Consider the following 15,543-nt stretch of genomic DNA (forward strand, 5'->3'; position numbering starts at 1 on the left):
GCACGATACTTATCCGGCAGCGACATCCCAACGGGTTCGTTGCATATCAATGACGAAGCGATACTTAATTTTTCCCGCAAGCATACGGTTAAATGCTTCTTCAATCTCCTCACCGCCTATCACTTCAACGTCTGCCGTAATATTGTGCTGTCCGCAGAAGTCGAGCATTTGCTGAGTTTCTGCAATGCTACCGATGGACGAGCCGCCGATGCTCAGGCGTCTGAAAACCATTGGAGTGATTTCCGGGCCCGGGTGTGGATTATCAGGAATACCCACCAGCATCATCCGGCCATTGGTTTTCAGCGTGTTCAGATAAGGATCCAGAGAGTGCGGGGCGGCAACGCAGTCAATAATCATATCCAGCTGCTGGCTGTAATCAGCCATCTGCGCCGTGTCCGTTGAGATCACCACCTGAGTGGCACCCAGCCGCAGAGCATCGGCACCTTTCTGCGGGGAAGTTGTGAATAAGGTCACCTCAGCACCCAGAGCACTGGCCAGTTTGACTGCCATATGACCGAGCCCCCCTAATCCAATGACCCCAACTTTCTGGCCGGGTTGCAGATTGTAATGTTTCAGGGGAGACCAGACCGTGACCCCGGCACAGAGTAGTGGCGCCACGGCATGTAAGGGCAGATTATCAGGAACCGAGACGACAAAATTCTGGTCAACGATGATCTGCTCAGCATAGCCGCCGAAGGTTTTTTTACCGGTGTGACGATCGGTACCGTTATAGGTTGGCGTAAAACCCTGACTGCAATATTGCTCTTCCTGCTGTCTGCAGAACTGACACTCTCCGCAGGAATCAACCATCACTCCGACACCGACATAATCACCGGCCTGAAACCGGCTGACCGCTGCTCCCGTTTCTCTGACTCTGCCGACAATCTCGTGCCCCGGCACCAGAGGATACTGGCTGACTCCCCATTCATTGCGTGCCATATGCAAATCGGAATGGCAGACGCCGCAATAGAGAATATCAATACGGATATCCCCGGGCTGAAGAGGGCGGAGAGAGAGGGAACCGGTTACCAGCGGGGCTTCAGGGTTCAGGGCCATAAGAGAGTTAATTTGCATAGGATACCTGCCAGCGGGTTATTGCCGCGAAGTGTTATAGGGTAAAAAGAGTGGCACACTATAGATATGCAGAACCTTTAATGATAGTAGTTACCTTTTGGTGACTATGGATTATCGCGGAGCATAACATGCCGGAATGGGTTGGAGATAAGCTGTTTTTTTATGCAGATTCAGGGCCGCGCAGGCTGATGGATCTTTTTTCGGTGAAATGGAGCAGTATGGTACTGCACGCTCTCTGGCACTGGCCTCAGGGCGCAGCCAGAACAGGGGAGCTACAACGCAGCCTGCAGGGCATTTCCAAAAAAATGTTGTTTCAGACGTTGAAAGAACTGGAGATGCGTGGACTCATCCATCGGGAAGTGTTTAGTGTAGTCCCGCCGAAAGTGGAGTATTCGCTGACTGTGCTGGGTAAAACAGTAGCAGAGCCTGTCGAACAGTTGTATTTGTGGGGACTGGCTAATCAGCAGGCACTGGATGAAATGTCTGAAAATCTGCTGCGTAATTCCCAAAGTCAGGCGGGGGAGGAGTAGGTGCCGGATAAAAAAACTGCCGACAGGTTCGCCGGCAGTCAATAACAACAACTGATGACACAGTCAATATTTCCTGTTGGACACAGACTGGCAGGAAATTTTTGGGTAATAACAATAGTTACTGACGGGAGATACTGTATTTACCCGCACCGAGCAGCATAATGATCAGACCGCCAAAGAAATAAAGGGCTTCAGTTTCCAACGCCCAGGCTCCCACGTCGGTGGTTTTGAAGAAGTTACCCCCCACCACCAGTACCACCGCAAATACCAGGTTAATGGCATATACCAGCCCGGCGACGCGGGTCCAGACGCCAAGTATAATTAATACCGGTGCCACGATTTCGCCAATGTAGGCTCCATAGGCCACAAACCCTGGTAAGCCATGGGCCGCCAACATGGGTTTTATCCAGTCGACCCCATGTACCAGTTTAAAACTGCCGTGAAACAGCATCAGCAAGCCAAACACCAGACGCAACAGGAGTTTGGCAAAATCAGGATGATCTACAGCACGATCAAAACCAGTAATCAGCTTATTCATTAAATTTCCCCGTTTAAAAGGCGTAAGGTACGTTAAAAGCACCAAAAACATCACCGGTTTTTTTTGAATGAAAACATCAAAAATTTAGAGTGGTAATTTTTGTTTTTGCGCATCGCAGGCTACCCCGTCGGGCTGGCGTCAACGTCCGGAAGAGCATGGCAATTTTCGGACAATCAAAGACATACTTTCAGAGTATTAATGAATTTTTGAGAAATTCTACGGGTAGTCCGGGGGAGATGATGCTCTGAGACAATGTCTCTCGTTCAACAACGAGGGCATTTCACCGCTGAGGAGCATTATTATCAGTAAACGTAGTCTCTGGCTGGCAGTCAGAGAATCACGGGTATAAAGAGATTTAAGGGGCCAGCATGGCCCCTCTGAATGGCTTTGAGCGCAGCAGACTAATGGCTGACGGTATCCAGTAGTGATAACTGTTGAGGTGTCAGCGAAAGCTGCAAAGCTTTCGCAAAGCTTTCGACCTGACTGATACTGGTGGCACTGGCAATCGGTGCCGTAACGCCTTCGCGGGCAATCAGCCAGGCCAGTGCAACCTCAGCCGGCTTGACATTATGTTCTTCTGCCACGCTGGTCAGGGTATCCACAATTTTAAAGCCACGTGGATTCAGATATTTACTGATTCCTGAACCGCGTTTGCTTTGTTGTAAATCGTCCTGTTGGCGATATTTTCCGGTCAGAAAACCCGATGCCAGGCTGTAATAGGTCACAACACCAATATTTTTCTTAATACACAGATCGCGCAGGGGGCCATCAAAACTGCTGCGATCATATAAGTTATACTCCGGCTGTAGCACCTGATAGGCCGGTAGTGAGTGTTGAGCGGCGACATTAAGGGCATCAGACAATTGGGTGGCATCAAGATTGGAGGCACCTACTGCACGAATTTTTCCTTCTGCCAACAGGGTTTTGTAGGCTTCCAGCGTCTCTTCGTAGGGAGTTTCAGGGTCCGGCCAGTGGGAAAAGTAGAGATCAATATAATCAGTGTTCAGACGGCGCAAGGAATCCTCTACTGCCTGGATGATCCATTTTTTAGACAGTCCTTTATGGCCTTCAATCCCTAAATCTGCACCGACTTTGGTGAATAATTTTATCTGCTCACGGCGGCCCGGGTGGGCTTTCAGCCAGCGGCCGATAATGGTTTCGGATTCTCCCCCCTGGTTACCTTCAGCCCATCGGGAATAAACATCGGCAGTATCGATAGTATCAAAACCGTGATCGATAAAAGCATCCAGTATTTTAAAACTGGTTGGCTCATCAATGGTCCAGCCGAACACATTGCCGCCAAATACCAGCGGGGTGATGGACAAATCAGTCTGTCCGAGAAGTCGTTTAGTCATCTCTGAAATTCTCCTGATAGTCATACATAGTCAGTCGCTGACAGCGACTCAGCCTGATATTTACTGTGTCCGCTCAGCGGCGGGATTTTCTGAAGACACTCCTTAGCATAACGTGACTTTTACTACCTGGCAGAACCAATGTTGCGAAATAACATGAAAATGGCTCAACTTCTGACAGTTAAAAATGTTCAAAACGGATACACTAAAAGAGAGGAATCGCTGTCAGCCCGTGAAAAGACTGGCTTGTGACAAATAGTGCAGAGCAAAAAATAATCTCCGGGAGTTTATCAGGACGCATGTTGTTACTAAAAACTGGTTTGTTATTTGTACTGACTGCCGTCGCTGAAATCGTCGGATGTTGGTTTCCGTATCTGGTATTACGTGAACATAAGAGCCCCTGGCTACTGCTGCCCGGGGTGTTCAGTCTGATGATATTCGCCTGGCTACTCACGTTTCACCCGACCGGAGCGGGCAGGACCTATGCGGCTTACGGCGGGGTTTATATTTGCGTTGCTCTGGGATGGTTAAGAATTGTCGAAGGAATTGTGCTGACCCGCTGGGATATCGCCGGTGGCCTGGTGGCACTTGCAGGGATGCTGATTATTGTCTGTCAGCCATCCTAAAGAGTCACCGTTTCCGGTGCAATGGCAAATCTGCGCGGTCTGTTATACTCAGGTGAGGCCCTGAATTCTATTATTCACGGAGAAAGGAATATGTCATCTGTTGAGTCTGTGAGTGGGTTAACACGATTATTGGCGATTATTGGTGACCCTATTGCCAGGGTCAGGGCTCCACAGTTAATCAACCGGGAGCTGATTTCTCAGCAGCGCGAAAATGTGCTGATGATTCCTTTGCATGTTGCCGCTGACGGACTCAGGGAGACACTCGAAGGGCTACGGCATTGTCAGAACTTTTCCGGGGCAGTGATTACTATGCCGCATAAACGTGCGGTCATCGATCTGTTGGATGATATTTCCCCCGAGGCTCAACTGGCGGGGGCTTGCAATGTGATTAAACGGCTTCCTGACGGAAAATTAAGCGGTACCCTGTATGACGGTGAAGGATTTGTTGCCGGGTTGCAGTTGCGGGGATACGAGGTTGCCGGTAAGCGGGTCTATCTTGCCGGTGCAGGAGGCGCAGCCAGTGCTATTGCCCATGCGCTGGCGAGTCATGGTGTCACCGAGCTTATTATATACAATCGTTCTGAACCTGCGGTGCTGGAACTGGCGGCGAACCTGGCACGTCATCACCCGGGGTTGGTGGTGATCCACGGCAACCATAGCCCTGCCCATTGCGATATTGCGATAAATGCGACACCGGTCGGTATGGGTGAAGATACAGAGCAGGCATTCTCGTTGCAACATTTAGCACCGGGCACTCTGGTATGCGACATTATTATTTACCCGGAGAAAACGCCATTGCTGCTGGCTGCTGAACAGGCCGGACTACCGGTTCATACCGGGGAGGCCATGCTGTCGGCCCAAATTTCTTTGATGCTTAAATTTATGCTGGAGTCCTGACTCTTTTTTCACGCTGTCTGTCTAAAAATCCCCGAAGGCAGGACCCTGTCATTTTTTTTGGTCCTGCCGCTAATAGCAGATATATGGATTTACTTATACATCGCTAAATGGACTCCGTATTTCCAAATGTCCGTTTATTGCAGTATCTTCTGTCTGTGGGTTTTTAATTAATACCGGCCTTTGTTTACTATGACATTTTTTTTATTATCTTATTCTCCCCCTGGCGATATTTAGCAGTCTCATTTATCTGAGGGGCAATGGATGTAATAATTTTTTCCTCTGGATAACCGGGGCATTTTTTTTCGTGGGTCTGACAATAAATTTCGTACTTTCCCTGCAGCTAATATTTGGTTGAAAGTAACTACAGCCGCAAAGTTTCTGCGGATATTACCGGGGAAGTAATGATCTGCACCCTTGAGTCAGCCCCGACAGAAAAATGTTATTCCAGGGCGATTGCCTCAGCAGGAGAGTCTTATGAACGTCAATCATTCGTTGTTCTCAGCGCGGTATTTAAAAGCAGCGTTAAGTTTGGGATTACTGACTTTAGCCAGCCAGGCTAATGCTGACTTTCTGAAACCAGGGGTTATCACCGCCGGTTCAGATATTACTTTTGCGCCCTATGAATATATGCTGAACGGAAAGCCTGCCGGGTTCGATATCGAGATGCTGAAGGGTATTGCTGCGTCCTTAGGAAAAACCTCAGTCAATGTGGATACCCGTTTTCCCAATCTGATTCCGGGACTGCAAGGTAAACGTTTCGATATTACTAACTCTTCAATGTATATCACGGCAGAACGCCTGAAAGTCATTGATATGATTCCTTACCTGAAAACTGGTGAGAAGATTGTGACTTTGTCTGACAGTCAATATAAGCCTGAAGATCCTGCCGAAATGTGTGGTCATAAAATTGGTACTATGGCGGGTACCTCTTTCCTGCAAGGCTTGATGAAATTCTCCCAGGACTCCTGTGTAGCTAAAGGTAAACCGGCCATCAGCATTAGCGAATACCCAACTGATCCCCAGGTCACCCAGGCATTGCTGTCCAAGGCGGTTGAAGCACAGATTACCGATGTTGCAGTGGCACAGGGTGTCGTTGAGCGGCTTAAAGGTCGGGTGGTAATCACCTCGGACAAATTGCTTTATCCGGTTCTGATTGGCTTCGGGGTACGTAAAGATGATCCGGTAGTGAAAAAAGCGATGGAAGAAGGGTTAAGTAAATTCAGTAAGACGGCAGAGTACAAGCAACTGTTTGAAAAATACCATTTTACTCCGGTGACCGCTGAAGATATTAAAACGATAAAAGCCAGCTAATTTAATTTCCGCACCAGCAAAGGTTTAACGTCAGTCACTCCTGCCAGCGTTAAACCTGCTGAATGCATCAGTTTAATCGCCGTGGTGGTAAGGCAGGTAGCTCCGGGGCAGTGAAGAGGCAGTTATGATTGAACAATGGCAGGTCGATCAGTTTCATGAGCAGGGTGTACTGGTAGTAAATCAGGTATTTTCAGCTGAAGAGATTGATGCACTACAGACGGCATTTGCCGCCTGGGCTGAAGAGAGTCGTCAGCATAGCAGCGCCTATGGCGAAACGATTGACGGGCGTCCGCGCTTTGATGTTGACAGCGATCACTCAGCAGATCATCCTTCCTTACGCAGGATTGCCTCGCCTACAGAAATATCCCGACTCTATTATCAGGCGGCTTGCCAGTCGCGGATGAGCGAGATTGCGGCACAGTTGATTGGCCCCGGGGTACGTTTTCACCATAGTAAAATTAATTCTAAATTACCCGGCACCAAAACCGAGGTGAAATGGCACCAGGATTTTTTGTTTACCCCGCATACCAATGATGACCTGGTTACGGCCTTACTGATGGTCAGTGAAGTCACTACAGATAATGGCCCGTTGCAGGTCATCCCGGGCAGTCACAAAGGGCCCTTACATAACCACTGGCAGGCAGGTAAATTTACCGGTGCCGTGGATGACCAGGTGGTGCAGGAACTGTGTGCAGAACCGGTAGCCTGCCTGGGACCTGCAGGTAGCGTCTGCTTTATGCATACCCGTCTGTTACATGCTTCGGCACCCAATAACAGCCCATTGCCACGGACTTTGTTTATCACTGTCTATTCAGCCGAAGATGCATTACCGCTGGCTGAGAATCCGTTGCCTTCACAACATGAACGTCAGGTCGTTGCAGGTGAAGAGAGTGGGAACATTCGTTGTGTGGACAATCAGTTCCGTTTGCCACAAAAGCCTAAAGGTGCTTCATTTTTTGTGCAGCAGGCCGGAGAAGACCTGCGTTGATCGCTGTTAACCAAATGTTTTTCTGAAATTTTACGTCGCCGGGGCGCAGGTCCCCGGCGCAACCATTGTGTTTTTCGGTATTTTGGTTCAGGGTGGAGCGACAGATTTGTATTCAGCGCTTGCCGGTATGGCCGGCAGAACCTTTTACCGGAATGACTGATGAATAAAACGTTGACCACTGTGTTGTTTGCCAGCCTGAGCATAACGGTAGCCTCTGCCGCCGTAGCGGAACCTTTCACTTTATCTTCCCCTGATTTTACTTCCGGTCATCTTATGCCGTCGGCAATGGGGGGAAATTTGCCCCATATCAAAAGCTGCCACGGACAAAATATTTCTCCGCCACTGAGCTGGGAAAATCCGCCAGCAGCCACACAGAGTTTTGCACTCATCATTCAGGATGCGGAAGGGCGAAACGGATTGGGGGCGACCCATTTAGTTGCTTATGGTATTCCGGCGACTCAGCACCAGTTTCTCAGAACGGCTCTGGCTAATGGCCAGGGTTTTACTGGCGGGAAAAATAGCTTTGGAAAACTGGCGTATAATGGCCCCTGTCCTCCGACGAATGGTGATACCCACACTTACACCTTTACTCTGATAGCCACAAATTTACCGGCGGACAGTTTGCCGGAAGGCCTGACTCAGGCGGAACTGTTGCAAAAACTGGAAGGGCATGCACTGGGGGCGGCGGGGATGTCGGGATTATTTTCAGGTAAAAAATAGTCTGCCCGCCTAAACGGGCAGACCGGGGATGACTACCGGTCACGGAGGACTGATGCCTCCGTCACACTTAGTAAGTAATCGTCATGGTGACGGTATCAGAGTAGGCACCTACTGAAGGCAGGGTGCTACCGGCAGGAATACGACCATAAATATCGTAAGACTGCAGGGTTCCCGTGCCTGTCCCGGACAGTGCAGTTGTGTTAACCCCAATCGCCGTAGTGTAGCCACTGTCAGAGTACAGGTTGTAAGGGATGTATTCGGTAGACCCCCCTGCCATCCGACGCTGTGTTGTTCCGCTGATATTAGAACCACCATCCATTGCCAGGGTCCATCCTGTACCGTTGTTACATAATACTCCGACCTGGCTTCCGCCGGTAGAAGAGGTATTTTTATCTACATCCTTAGTAAATGAAGATACACTTCCAAAGTCCAGAACTGATCCGGTTTCGGTACCGGTCGAACTGGTATTAATTACGCAACTGGCGGTTACAGTGGCTTTCACTGTTAAACTACCGCCAGCGGTTGCTGCTTCGACCGCAGGGACTGCGAAAACAGTAGCAGCTGCAGCTGTTATTAATAATTTACGCATAAAAACCTCGATTATCAGTATGTTACGGTTACCACGACCGTATCGGTGTAACTGCCAGGCGTGGTCGGGATTTAACTCCCTTAGGTTTACGTCCATAAACGATAAACGTCTGGTTAGCCCCTGAGCCGGTGAATGTTACGCCTCAACTTCCCCCGGAAAATTTATCGTTACCCGGGTATTTCCCGCACAGTGGCAAGTGCGGAATCTGGTACTGAGTTTGCCTGCGGATATCTGCAGCAAAACCCCTGCCAGTCACGCCGTGTGTAATGCTAAGCAACTACACCAGACGGAATAGCATTATCTCTTTCAGACACACCGGTGTTGAACGGCAGAAGTGGCTTGAACGTTATTCGCGCCCGCCTACACACCCGGGTCTGATTAATAAGTCAGTGTCATAGTCACTGTGTCGGTATAAGCCCCTGGTGTCGTCAGGGTACTGCCGGCAGGAATACGCCCGTAAATATCGTATGACTGCAGAGCTCCGGTGCCGGTACCGCTCAGTGCGGTAGTATTAATCCCGATGGCAACGGTACGGGCACTGTCTGAATACAGGTTATACGGGACATACTCCGTGTTTCCGCCCAGCATCCGGCGCTGTGTGCCACTGACATTGGATCCGCCATTCATCGCTAACGTCCAGCCGGTACCGTTACTGCACAGCACCGTCACTTTGCTACCTCCGGTTGACGAAGTACTGGCATCAATATTGGCCTTCATTGAGGTGACGGTACCGAAATTGAGGACAGCAGTGGTAGTGGTCCCGGTGGTACTGGTATTCACAGCGCAGCTCGCCGCCAGCGTTGCCGAAACAGTCAGGCTGCCGGTCACAGTGGCGGCCTCTGAAGCCGGTATGGCTGCCAGGCTTGTGACAGTCGCTGCAATTAAAAGCTTACGCATTTGTTTTCCCCGGTCAGTAAGTGACGGTGACGACTACGGTATCGGTATAAGATCCGGGCACCGTCGGGAGGGTCACTCCCTTCGGTATCTGCCCGTACACCACAAAGGTTTGATTGGCTCCGGTGCCTGATGATGTCACGCCACCGCTGCCACCGGTCGCGGAGGTTCCTCCGGTGGCGTCCCAGACATTGGAGTATGTCGAATCCTTATAGAGCTGATAGGGCATCAGATAACTGCCATAAGCCATCCGACGGTAGCTGCCAGAGATACGGTTATTCCCGTCACCCAGATAGATGGTATAAGCCGTGCCGTAATTGCATTTGGTGACTACCGCACCGGTGGCATTATGGTTTGTCAGTGCGGTGCCAATGTCAGTAATGGTGCCAAACGCAACAGTACTGGTGGACACCAGAGAACAAACACTGGGAACCACTATGTTAAAGGTGAGTACCTGAGTACCAGCGTCCCAGCCACCACCGGAGGCTCCCTCACAAACAGAGCTGCTGTTGGCCTGCATATCCACGTAAAGGCTGACGGTGGTGGTATAGGTTCCCGGAGGAAAAAAGGTGGATGAGGCCGGTGCCGTTATGGTGACTGTGCTGGCAAAGTTTTTGGTCCCGCTCACCGTCGTGGTGGTTGCAGGGCCGTAATAAGTTCCGGAGACTGCGCTGGCGGCAGTCACCGCACCACCCGCCGCCGCATACGTGGTGTATGAGATCGCGCTTCCATTAATCGTGTTAGTGGTGCCGGTAAACATTGCCCTGATACAAATGTACGGGCTGGTTGAAGCAGTGGCCGTACTGCCGTTATAACAGGCCCAGTTGCCGGTAATCGTCATCGACGATGCACTGGAAATTGTGGCAGATGTCAGCGTCTGCGTCTGTGAAGTCCCCCCTGCGGAGGTTGCCGTGAACGTGCATGATGCCCAGGCTTTACCCGGAAGAAACAAGCCTGCCAGTAGCAATAAACCAAAAACTGCTAACCGAAACAGGGGGGAAGCAGTGGCTTTGCAGACAAATGACTTCAGAGCACCCGTTAACGGTGCAGAATCAAATCTGCTATAAGCCGGAAAATTAAGGGTTACTGACATACATAAGGCCCTATTTTAACTGTAGATGAATTTGCAGAATCGTAACTAAAATGGGTGGTACAGGTCCCTTTATCCAGCAGATTGACTGCCAGGGTGTTATTACGTTTAAGTTGCTCCAGATATACTTCACCGCTGTAGCCCGTCATGCTTTCGCTGCTGTCGTTTAGCATGACTTTATATCCCGGTGGTAATGGCTGATGATTCCGGTCAATCAACAGTACCGTTGCTGAAATCACCTTTTCACTTCTGAAATTGACTAAACTCCCTTGCTGATACGCTGAAATAGCCGTTTGCTCAGTATCTTTTGTCTGCCAGTCAATCGGCAGATTGGTGGTATCCAGGAAAATATGGTTGGCGATATAAGGTGTCATATCGGTAATCAGGAAGTGACCTGAACTGTCCGCCGTCCCTAAATCCACCCCGCCGTTAAGAATATGTGTGCCGGGACCTGCGTTTTTAACCAGTGCGAAACTCTGACCCACTTCGTTTGCAGGGTAGACACCCATATCCGCAAATATCAGGGCACCGGTAGTCGAAACCGTCGTTTGTGTCTGGCTGCCGTACTGCTGGACGCTGGCGTTATAAGTACCGTAACGGCCACGGAAATTACCATACAGTTGGTAATCATTATCACCACCCTCATACTGAGTGGCAGAGGCTCCCCAGGATCCGGTATTAATCCCCGAATCAGCAATGCTGTTAATTTGTTCGGTATAGCCATTACGGCCATTATCACGACTGACAGAAGCAGAAATATTGTATTTATTATCAAAGTTATAGGTCAGTACGATATAACCACCGGTATCATTACCTGAAAGATCTTTATACAGGTTGGCCGAAATGTTCAGGTTTGGGATAATCCCGGTGTTTACGTTAAACGAAACAAGATTATAACGACTCCCGGAATAAACTAACCGGTTGAAGTAAGTACCCAAGGTCCAGCCCTGAAACGGAGCGTAGTTAATGCCCGCCCGGGTGATTTCATTAGCCTGTGAAGTATAGGTGATAGCAGTATATTCGTCCTCATCGACATTTCTCTGGTATTTCTCCTGGTAAATTAAATTAGAAACTCGTGCGAGATCATTATAATTGCTGTTTGATTTCTGATAGCTGGAGTTAAAGGTAATGTTTTTAGAGATGCGGCCATCAAGGCTGGCCTGACCCAGCATACCGTTCCTGTCTTTATAATGACTGCCTGCGACGGCAAGACTTAATACACCGTGACCAAATAGTCCCTGAGCAATACCTATGCCGCCATTGCTTAAGCCATTAGTGGTGCCCTGGCCATTAACTGTCAGTGTTGTGCTGTCAGATAAACCATATTTACTGGAGGCTGAACCAAAGACCACTTTGTTGTCGTAGTCAGAAGATTCGGCATCATAGTTAAATCGTGGAATACCAATATCCACAGAAAACTCATTAATCCCCTGACGCAACAGGTCTGGTGAGTAGTAATAGGCGTGGGTAGAGCTGACCTGCTGGCCGTTGGCGTCCTTCGTGACTATTGTGACATCATTCCCGGAGACAAAAGGCAGGTTTTTAATGTCAAAAGGTCCTGAGGGTATATCCCCGGAATAGATCTTCTGCTGATCAACGAACAAATCGAGTGTCGAAGGAACAGCCGAAGACCCTGAAAACTGGGGCAGGGCAGTAGTGACTATATCCGAACGCTGTGAATAGGCACTGGACCACTGAAATCCAGCTACCCTGACGCTGGTACCCCAGTTAACGGTATTAGTCGTGAAATCACCCAGCGTATAAGAACGAATTTTTTCAGGGTCGATATACTGCCAATACGAATCCAGCCGTACGGTACCTTCGGTGCCGTAATAAGATTTATTGTTATACACGCCTGAGGTGTAAAAGTTACCGATACCGGTATTCAACAATCCCTGCACACTGGCAGAGATAAAATCGTCACTATTGTAGTGAGTATTATACAGGCTGTAGTTAATGATAGCCGACGTCAGGGCATTTTTTTTCAGTAACTTGTAATTAGTCTCCGGGCCATTGTTTAACGATATTTGATAAGGCGTTAGCCTGGCATCCGGGATATATAAATTCAGTATCTGATCGTCGGGAACATAAACGACTTTAATTCCGGGTAATTTGCCGACATCAACCCAGGGGTTACCAGCCGGAATATCCTGGAGTTTGAGGCGCAAACTCTTCAGGTCTTCGGCACGAATTAAAAAAGTTTTTTTCTGCTGATTGTACTTAACATTCACCAGGCTCTGAGTCGAGGCATCATTTATTTTAATCAATAAATATAATGACATATCACCTGATTGCTGCTGGCCGCCCGGTGTTACTGTGGGAATGTCATTTAAGCTATATACCTGAGACGCCATTACAACCCCTGAAGATAATGCTTCACAGGTGAATAAAGTGCAGATAACGGCTTTTTTACTGTTGCGCTTACTCATGGTAGCTGCCGTTCCTTACTATCATCAAAATTTTATTTGTGCTCTAAAGGGTGTTTTTTTCAGGCTGTCGGTTAACTTTGTAAGTCACCTGATATTTATCCCCCGGAATATAAAATCCCCGGGTTATTGGATAGTTTTTATAAGAATTTTGAAGGACATATCCGTTAACGGTATTCACTGTCAGCCTGAGTTTTTTTTGGGTGTTCAGATTAGTTATCTCAACATCTGACAATAATGCATGGCGGGTACCATTATTGGTCATTATCAACCCTGAATCTGAAATCGAGGGCTGAACTTTTGGTATCGCAGAATCGTTTACGACAAACAGTGGCAATGAGTTTCTGATAAGAATACCGACACCAGTACCGACACTGCGTTTATCCTGAGGTTTTGGTAGTTCATCGATAATGACGCGATAACTCTGTTCAGCATTCACTTTCGTGTCGCTGGTTCTGACGACTCTGAAGTTAAATGACCCACCAGGCGGCAGAGTAATGAATGGCGGACTGGCGATGATGTCATCCGTATCCGTCAGGTTATCGTTACCGTTCGACTGGGTCCATTTGAATACGCGTACCTGCAGATTGCTCGTATCATCAGACATGTTAAACAATGTGATCAGACTCGCCCGATCACGGGACGCGATGTCCACAGTAATTGGAGAAATACGTATTCCCCCCGCGAGGCTGCAGAGAGGCCAGGCCGTCAATGCGAGCAGTGCTGGTATAATTATATTCTTAATCAATGAGTTATGTAACTTCACTGGCGAGTCCGGTTTGTTGTTGTTAGGTTAAATATATATCACCCATTATGGTTTTCCATTAACTATTTATTATTTATTTGTTATTACTTCGAAAAGAAATGATACAGATTATGATAACCTTTTTTATCTGTTTATTGTGTCTTATGTATTTAATATGCTGGATAAACTAGTGTTTTATGCTTTAAATCTTATATTAATTGGTTTTTATGTCCGTAATGGATGTTTAAATTATTTCTAAAGTAAGCCGTCCGGATAAAAAATGACCACTTTGGTGGCGGGAGTTGATTGTTTAATTAATATGATATTTAAAGTGTGGGATTTAGTGAGTTACAGGTTTTTTATGCTGGGGTTTGCCCGGAATTCTGTGTTGTTAATCTTGTTTTTTTATAATTTCAAATTAATTATCTGTTGATAATTTTATCAATGGGGGATCGGGCTTTTGCATAACACGCTTAAGTGTAAGGTCAGAGTGAAGATTGGTGTATGCAGGAATACTGGTTCGACCTTTACACAACTGTTTGACCGGAAAATTGCTGGCGTCAGCTGCCATACTGATAATCTGTACTATTATCAGCTGTAATTGCTCAAAGGTCGTATAACTGGCATTGCGGAAGGAGTGGTCGTGATCTATCTGGATTGTTTTTTAACTTTACTACTGACGCTGGTGAGTCTGGCATCTCTGTCACGTCATTCTGCCTGGTGGGTAAGGATCTGGGATTTTCCGAGAGTACAGTTGCTGGTCATTTCCGGAGTGCTGATTTTGATGCAATTCTACCTATGGTCAGAAGCGGCATGGCTTTGCGGGATCTTATTGGTTATTGCCTTACTATGCTTTGTTTACCATGGCTGGTGGGTACGGCCTTATACCGTTTGGGGTAAGAAGCAGGTCAGAGATGCGAGTGGCTATATCAGACAGCCAGGAATACGTCTGCTGGTCTCGAATGTTCTTACGCCAAACCGTGGCGCGGACAAACTCCTGAAACTGGTAAGTACTGAACGCCCGGATATTCTGGTGGCTGTGGAAACCGATTTATGGTGGGAACAGCAACTGAATGTGCTGGACGGAGATTATCCCTATAGTCTTAAATGCCCGAAAGATAACCTTTATGGCATGCATGTCTGGTCGAAGCTCCCTCTGAGTGATTTACAAATACAGTATCTGGTCGATGATGAAATTCCGTCAATGCATATGCTGGTGAAACTTAATGATAAGATCTCAGTCCGCCTGCATTGTCTTCATCCTATGCCGCCAAGTCCTACTGAAAATGATGAGTCGACCGACAGAGATGCAGAACTGGTGATGGTAGGGAAAAGTGTCGCAAATACCCGTCTTCCGACCATTGTCACAGGTGATTTGAATGATGTGGCATGGTCGGCCACCACCCGTTTGTTTCTTAAGCTCAGCGGCCTGTTAGATCCGCGCAGGGGCAGGGGGATGTTTTGCACTTTTCATGCCGGTTACCCGATTTTCCGCTGGCCTCTTGATCATGTGTTTCATAGTCAGGATTTTGTACTGGGTGCTCTTCGACGTCTGGAGAGTATCGGTTCCGATCACTACCCTTTTCTTGCCCATCTTATCTATTCACCAGAGAAAGGGGAGGAACAGCAAAGTCTTGAAAAGGCACCTGAGGATGAGCAAATGGCCCGGGAGATTCTGGCACAGACTAATTCAGAAGTCTCCACGGTTCATACGCCTGGCGAACGGTTTTAACCGGGGGCCAGACTGGGTTTCAGCCAGCATG

General features: G+C 48.2%; 15 protein-coding genes. 7 read left to right on the top strand and 8 right to left on the bottom strand.

Going from position 1 to position 15,543, the window contains the following annotated elements; translation table 11 throughout:
* Nucleotides 1–9: 9 nt before the first annotated feature.
* On the bottom strand, nucleotides 10–1,074 hold the full coding sequence (locus B3Z23_RS12015; protein ID WP_294910287.1) for an NAD(P)-dependent alcohol dehydrogenase: 1,065 nt from the start codon (nucleotides 1,072–1,074) through the stop codon (nucleotides 10–12).
* 128 nt (nucleotides 1,075–1,202) lie between these two features.
* Here B3Z23_RS12015 and B3Z23_RS12020 point away from each other — a divergent pair, with 128 nt between their 5' ends.
* Nucleotides 1,203–1,604: a winged helix-turn-helix transcriptional regulator gene (locus B3Z23_RS12020; RefSeq protein WP_294910288.1), complete on the top strand. Its 402-nt coding sequence runs from the start codon at nucleotides 1,203–1,205 to the stop codon at nucleotides 1,602–1,604.
* Between the two features lie 118 nt (nucleotides 1,605–1,722).
* Here B3Z23_RS12020 and B3Z23_RS12025 read toward each other — a convergent pair whose 3' ends face one another.
* On the bottom strand, nucleotides 1,723–2,142 hold the full coding sequence (locus B3Z23_RS12025) for a DoxX family protein (RefSeq protein ID WP_294910290.1): 420 nt from the start codon (nucleotides 2,140–2,142) through the stop codon (nucleotides 1,723–1,725).
* 401 nt (nucleotides 2,143–2,543) lie between these two features.
* Complete coding sequence (locus B3Z23_RS12030) at nucleotides 2,544–3,497, bottom strand: aldo/keto reductase (protein ID WP_294910292.1); 954 nt, start codon at nucleotides 3,495–3,497, stop codon at nucleotides 2,544–2,546.
* Nucleotides 3,498–3,793: 296 nt separating this feature from the next.
* Here B3Z23_RS12030 and B3Z23_RS12035 point away from each other — a divergent pair, with 296 nt between their 5' ends.
* From B3Z23_RS12035 to B3Z23_RS12055, 5 genes are all read left to right on the top strand, one after another.
* Nucleotides 3,794–4,120 carry a YnfA family protein gene (locus B3Z23_RS12035; RefSeq protein WP_294910294.1) on the top strand — a complete coding sequence of 109 codons (327 nt, stop codon included), beginning with the start codon at nucleotides 3,794–3,796 and terminating at the stop codon, nucleotides 4,118–4,120.
* Between the two features lie 90 nt (nucleotides 4,121–4,210).
* Nucleotides 4,211–5,017 (top strand): shikimate dehydrogenase family protein, encoded by an 807-nt coding sequence (locus B3Z23_RS12040; RefSeq protein WP_294910296.1) that lies wholly within the window; start codon nucleotides 4,211–4,213, stop codon nucleotides 5,015–5,017.
* Between the two features lie 474 nt (nucleotides 5,018–5,491).
* Nucleotides 5,492–6,328 (top strand): ABC transporter substrate-binding protein, encoded by an 837-nt coding sequence (locus B3Z23_RS12045; protein ID WP_294910298.1) that lies wholly within the window; start codon nucleotides 5,492–5,494, stop codon nucleotides 6,326–6,328.
* 124 nt (nucleotides 6,329–6,452) lie between these two features.
* Nucleotides 6,453–7,316: a phytanoyl-CoA dioxygenase family protein gene (locus B3Z23_RS12050; RefSeq protein ID WP_294910301.1), complete on the top strand. Its 864-nt coding sequence runs from the start codon at nucleotides 6,453–6,455 to the stop codon at nucleotides 7,314–7,316.
* Nucleotides 7,317–7,475: 159 nt separating this feature from the next.
* Entirely contained in the window at nucleotides 7,476–8,036 is a 561-nt protein-coding gene (locus B3Z23_RS12055) for a YbhB/YbcL family Raf kinase inhibitor-like protein (RefSeq protein WP_294910304.1), read from the top strand.
* Between the two features lie 67 nt (nucleotides 8,037–8,103).
* Here the strand turns inward: B3Z23_RS12055 and B3Z23_RS12060 are convergent, their stop codons facing one another.
* From B3Z23_RS12060 to B3Z23_RS12080, 5 genes are all read right to left on the bottom strand, one after another.
* Nucleotides 8,104–8,538, bottom strand: coding sequence for a Csu type fimbrial protein (locus tag B3Z23_RS12060; RefSeq protein ID WP_294910307.1), 435 nt, complete (start codon nucleotides 8,536–8,538; stop codon nucleotides 8,104–8,106).
* 465 nt (nucleotides 8,539–9,003) lie between these two features.
* Nucleotides 9,004–9,522: a Csu type fimbrial protein gene (locus B3Z23_RS12065; RefSeq protein ID WP_294910308.1), complete on the bottom strand. Its 519-nt coding sequence runs from the start codon at nucleotides 9,520–9,522 to the stop codon at nucleotides 9,004–9,006.
* Nucleotides 9,523–9,535: 13 nt separating this feature from the next.
* Nucleotides 9,536–10,612 carry a spore coat protein U domain-containing protein gene (locus B3Z23_RS12070; RefSeq protein ID WP_294910311.1) on the bottom strand — a complete coding sequence of 359 codons (1,077 nt, stop codon included), beginning with the start codon at nucleotides 10,610–10,612 and terminating at the stop codon, nucleotides 9,536–9,538.
* Nucleotides 10,603–12,891: a fimbria/pilus outer membrane usher protein gene (locus tag B3Z23_RS12075; protein ID WP_294910314.1), complete on the bottom strand. Its 2,289-nt coding sequence runs from the start codon at nucleotides 12,889–12,891 to the stop codon at nucleotides 10,603–10,605. Before B3Z23_RS12075 ends, B3Z23_RS12070 begins: the two co-directional genes overlap by 10 nt.
* A gap of 190 nt (nucleotides 12,892–13,081) precedes the next feature.
* Nucleotides 13,082–13,801, bottom strand: a complete 720-nt coding sequence (locus tag B3Z23_RS12080; protein WP_294910317.1) for a fimbrial biogenesis chaperone — start codon at nucleotides 13,799–13,801, stop codon at nucleotides 13,082–13,084.
* 622 nt (nucleotides 13,802–14,423) lie between these two features.
* Here B3Z23_RS12080 and B3Z23_RS12085 point away from each other — a divergent pair.
* Entirely contained in the window at nucleotides 14,424–15,512 is a 1,089-nt protein-coding gene (locus B3Z23_RS12085) for an endonuclease/exonuclease/phosphatase family protein (protein WP_294910320.1), read from the top strand.
* Nucleotides 15,513–15,543 lie beyond the last annotated feature (31 nt).

Source organism: Tatumella sp. UBA2305, from assembly GCF_002345795.1.
GTDB classification, from domain to species: Bacteria; Pseudomonadota; Gammaproteobacteria; order Enterobacterales; family Enterobacteriaceae; genus Tatumella; species Tatumella morbirosei.

Coding starts and splice junctions, on each gene's coding strand:
- B3Z23_RS12035 (WP_294910294.1), top strand. CDS start 3,794: ATGTTGTTACTAAAAACTGGTTTGTTATTTGTACTGACTGCCGTCGCT.
- B3Z23_RS12020 (WP_294910288.1), top strand. CDS start 1,203: ATGCCGGAATGGGTTGGAGATAAGCTGTTTTTTTATGCAGATTCAGGG.
- B3Z23_RS12055 (WP_294910304.1), top strand. CDS start 7,476: ATGAATAAAACGTTGACCACTGTGTTGTTTGCCAGCCTGAGCATAACG.
- B3Z23_RS12025 (WP_294910290.1), bottom strand. CDS start 2,142: ATGAATAAGCTGATTACTGGTTTTGATCGTGCTGTAGATCATCCTGAT.
- B3Z23_RS12040 (WP_294910296.1), top strand. CDS start 4,211: ATGTCATCTGTTGAGTCTGTGAGTGGGTTAACACGATTATTGGCGATT.
- B3Z23_RS12030 (WP_294910292.1), bottom strand. CDS start 3,497: ATGACTAAACGACTTCTCGGACAGACTGATTTGTCCATCACCCCGCTG.
- B3Z23_RS12015 (WP_294910287.1), bottom strand. CDS start 1,074: ATGCAAATTAACTCTCTTATGGCCCTGAACCCTGAAGCCCCGCTGGTA.
- B3Z23_RS12050 (WP_294910301.1), top strand. CDS start 6,453: ATGATTGAACAATGGCAGGTCGATCAGTTTCATGAGCAGGGTGTACTG.
- B3Z23_RS12075 (WP_294910314.1), bottom strand. CDS start 12,891: ATGTCATTATATTTATTGATTAAAATAAATGATGCCTCGACTCAGAGC.
- B3Z23_RS12070 (WP_294910311.1), bottom strand. CDS start 10,612: ATGTCAGTAACCCTTAATTTTCCGGCTTATAGCAGATTTGATTCTGCA.
- B3Z23_RS12045 (WP_294910298.1), top strand. CDS start 5,492: ATGAACGTCAATCATTCGTTGTTCTCAGCGCGGTATTTAAAAGCAGCG.
- B3Z23_RS12065 (WP_294910308.1), bottom strand. CDS start 9,522: ATGCGTAAGCTTTTAATTGCAGCGACTGTCACAAGCCTGGCAGCCATA.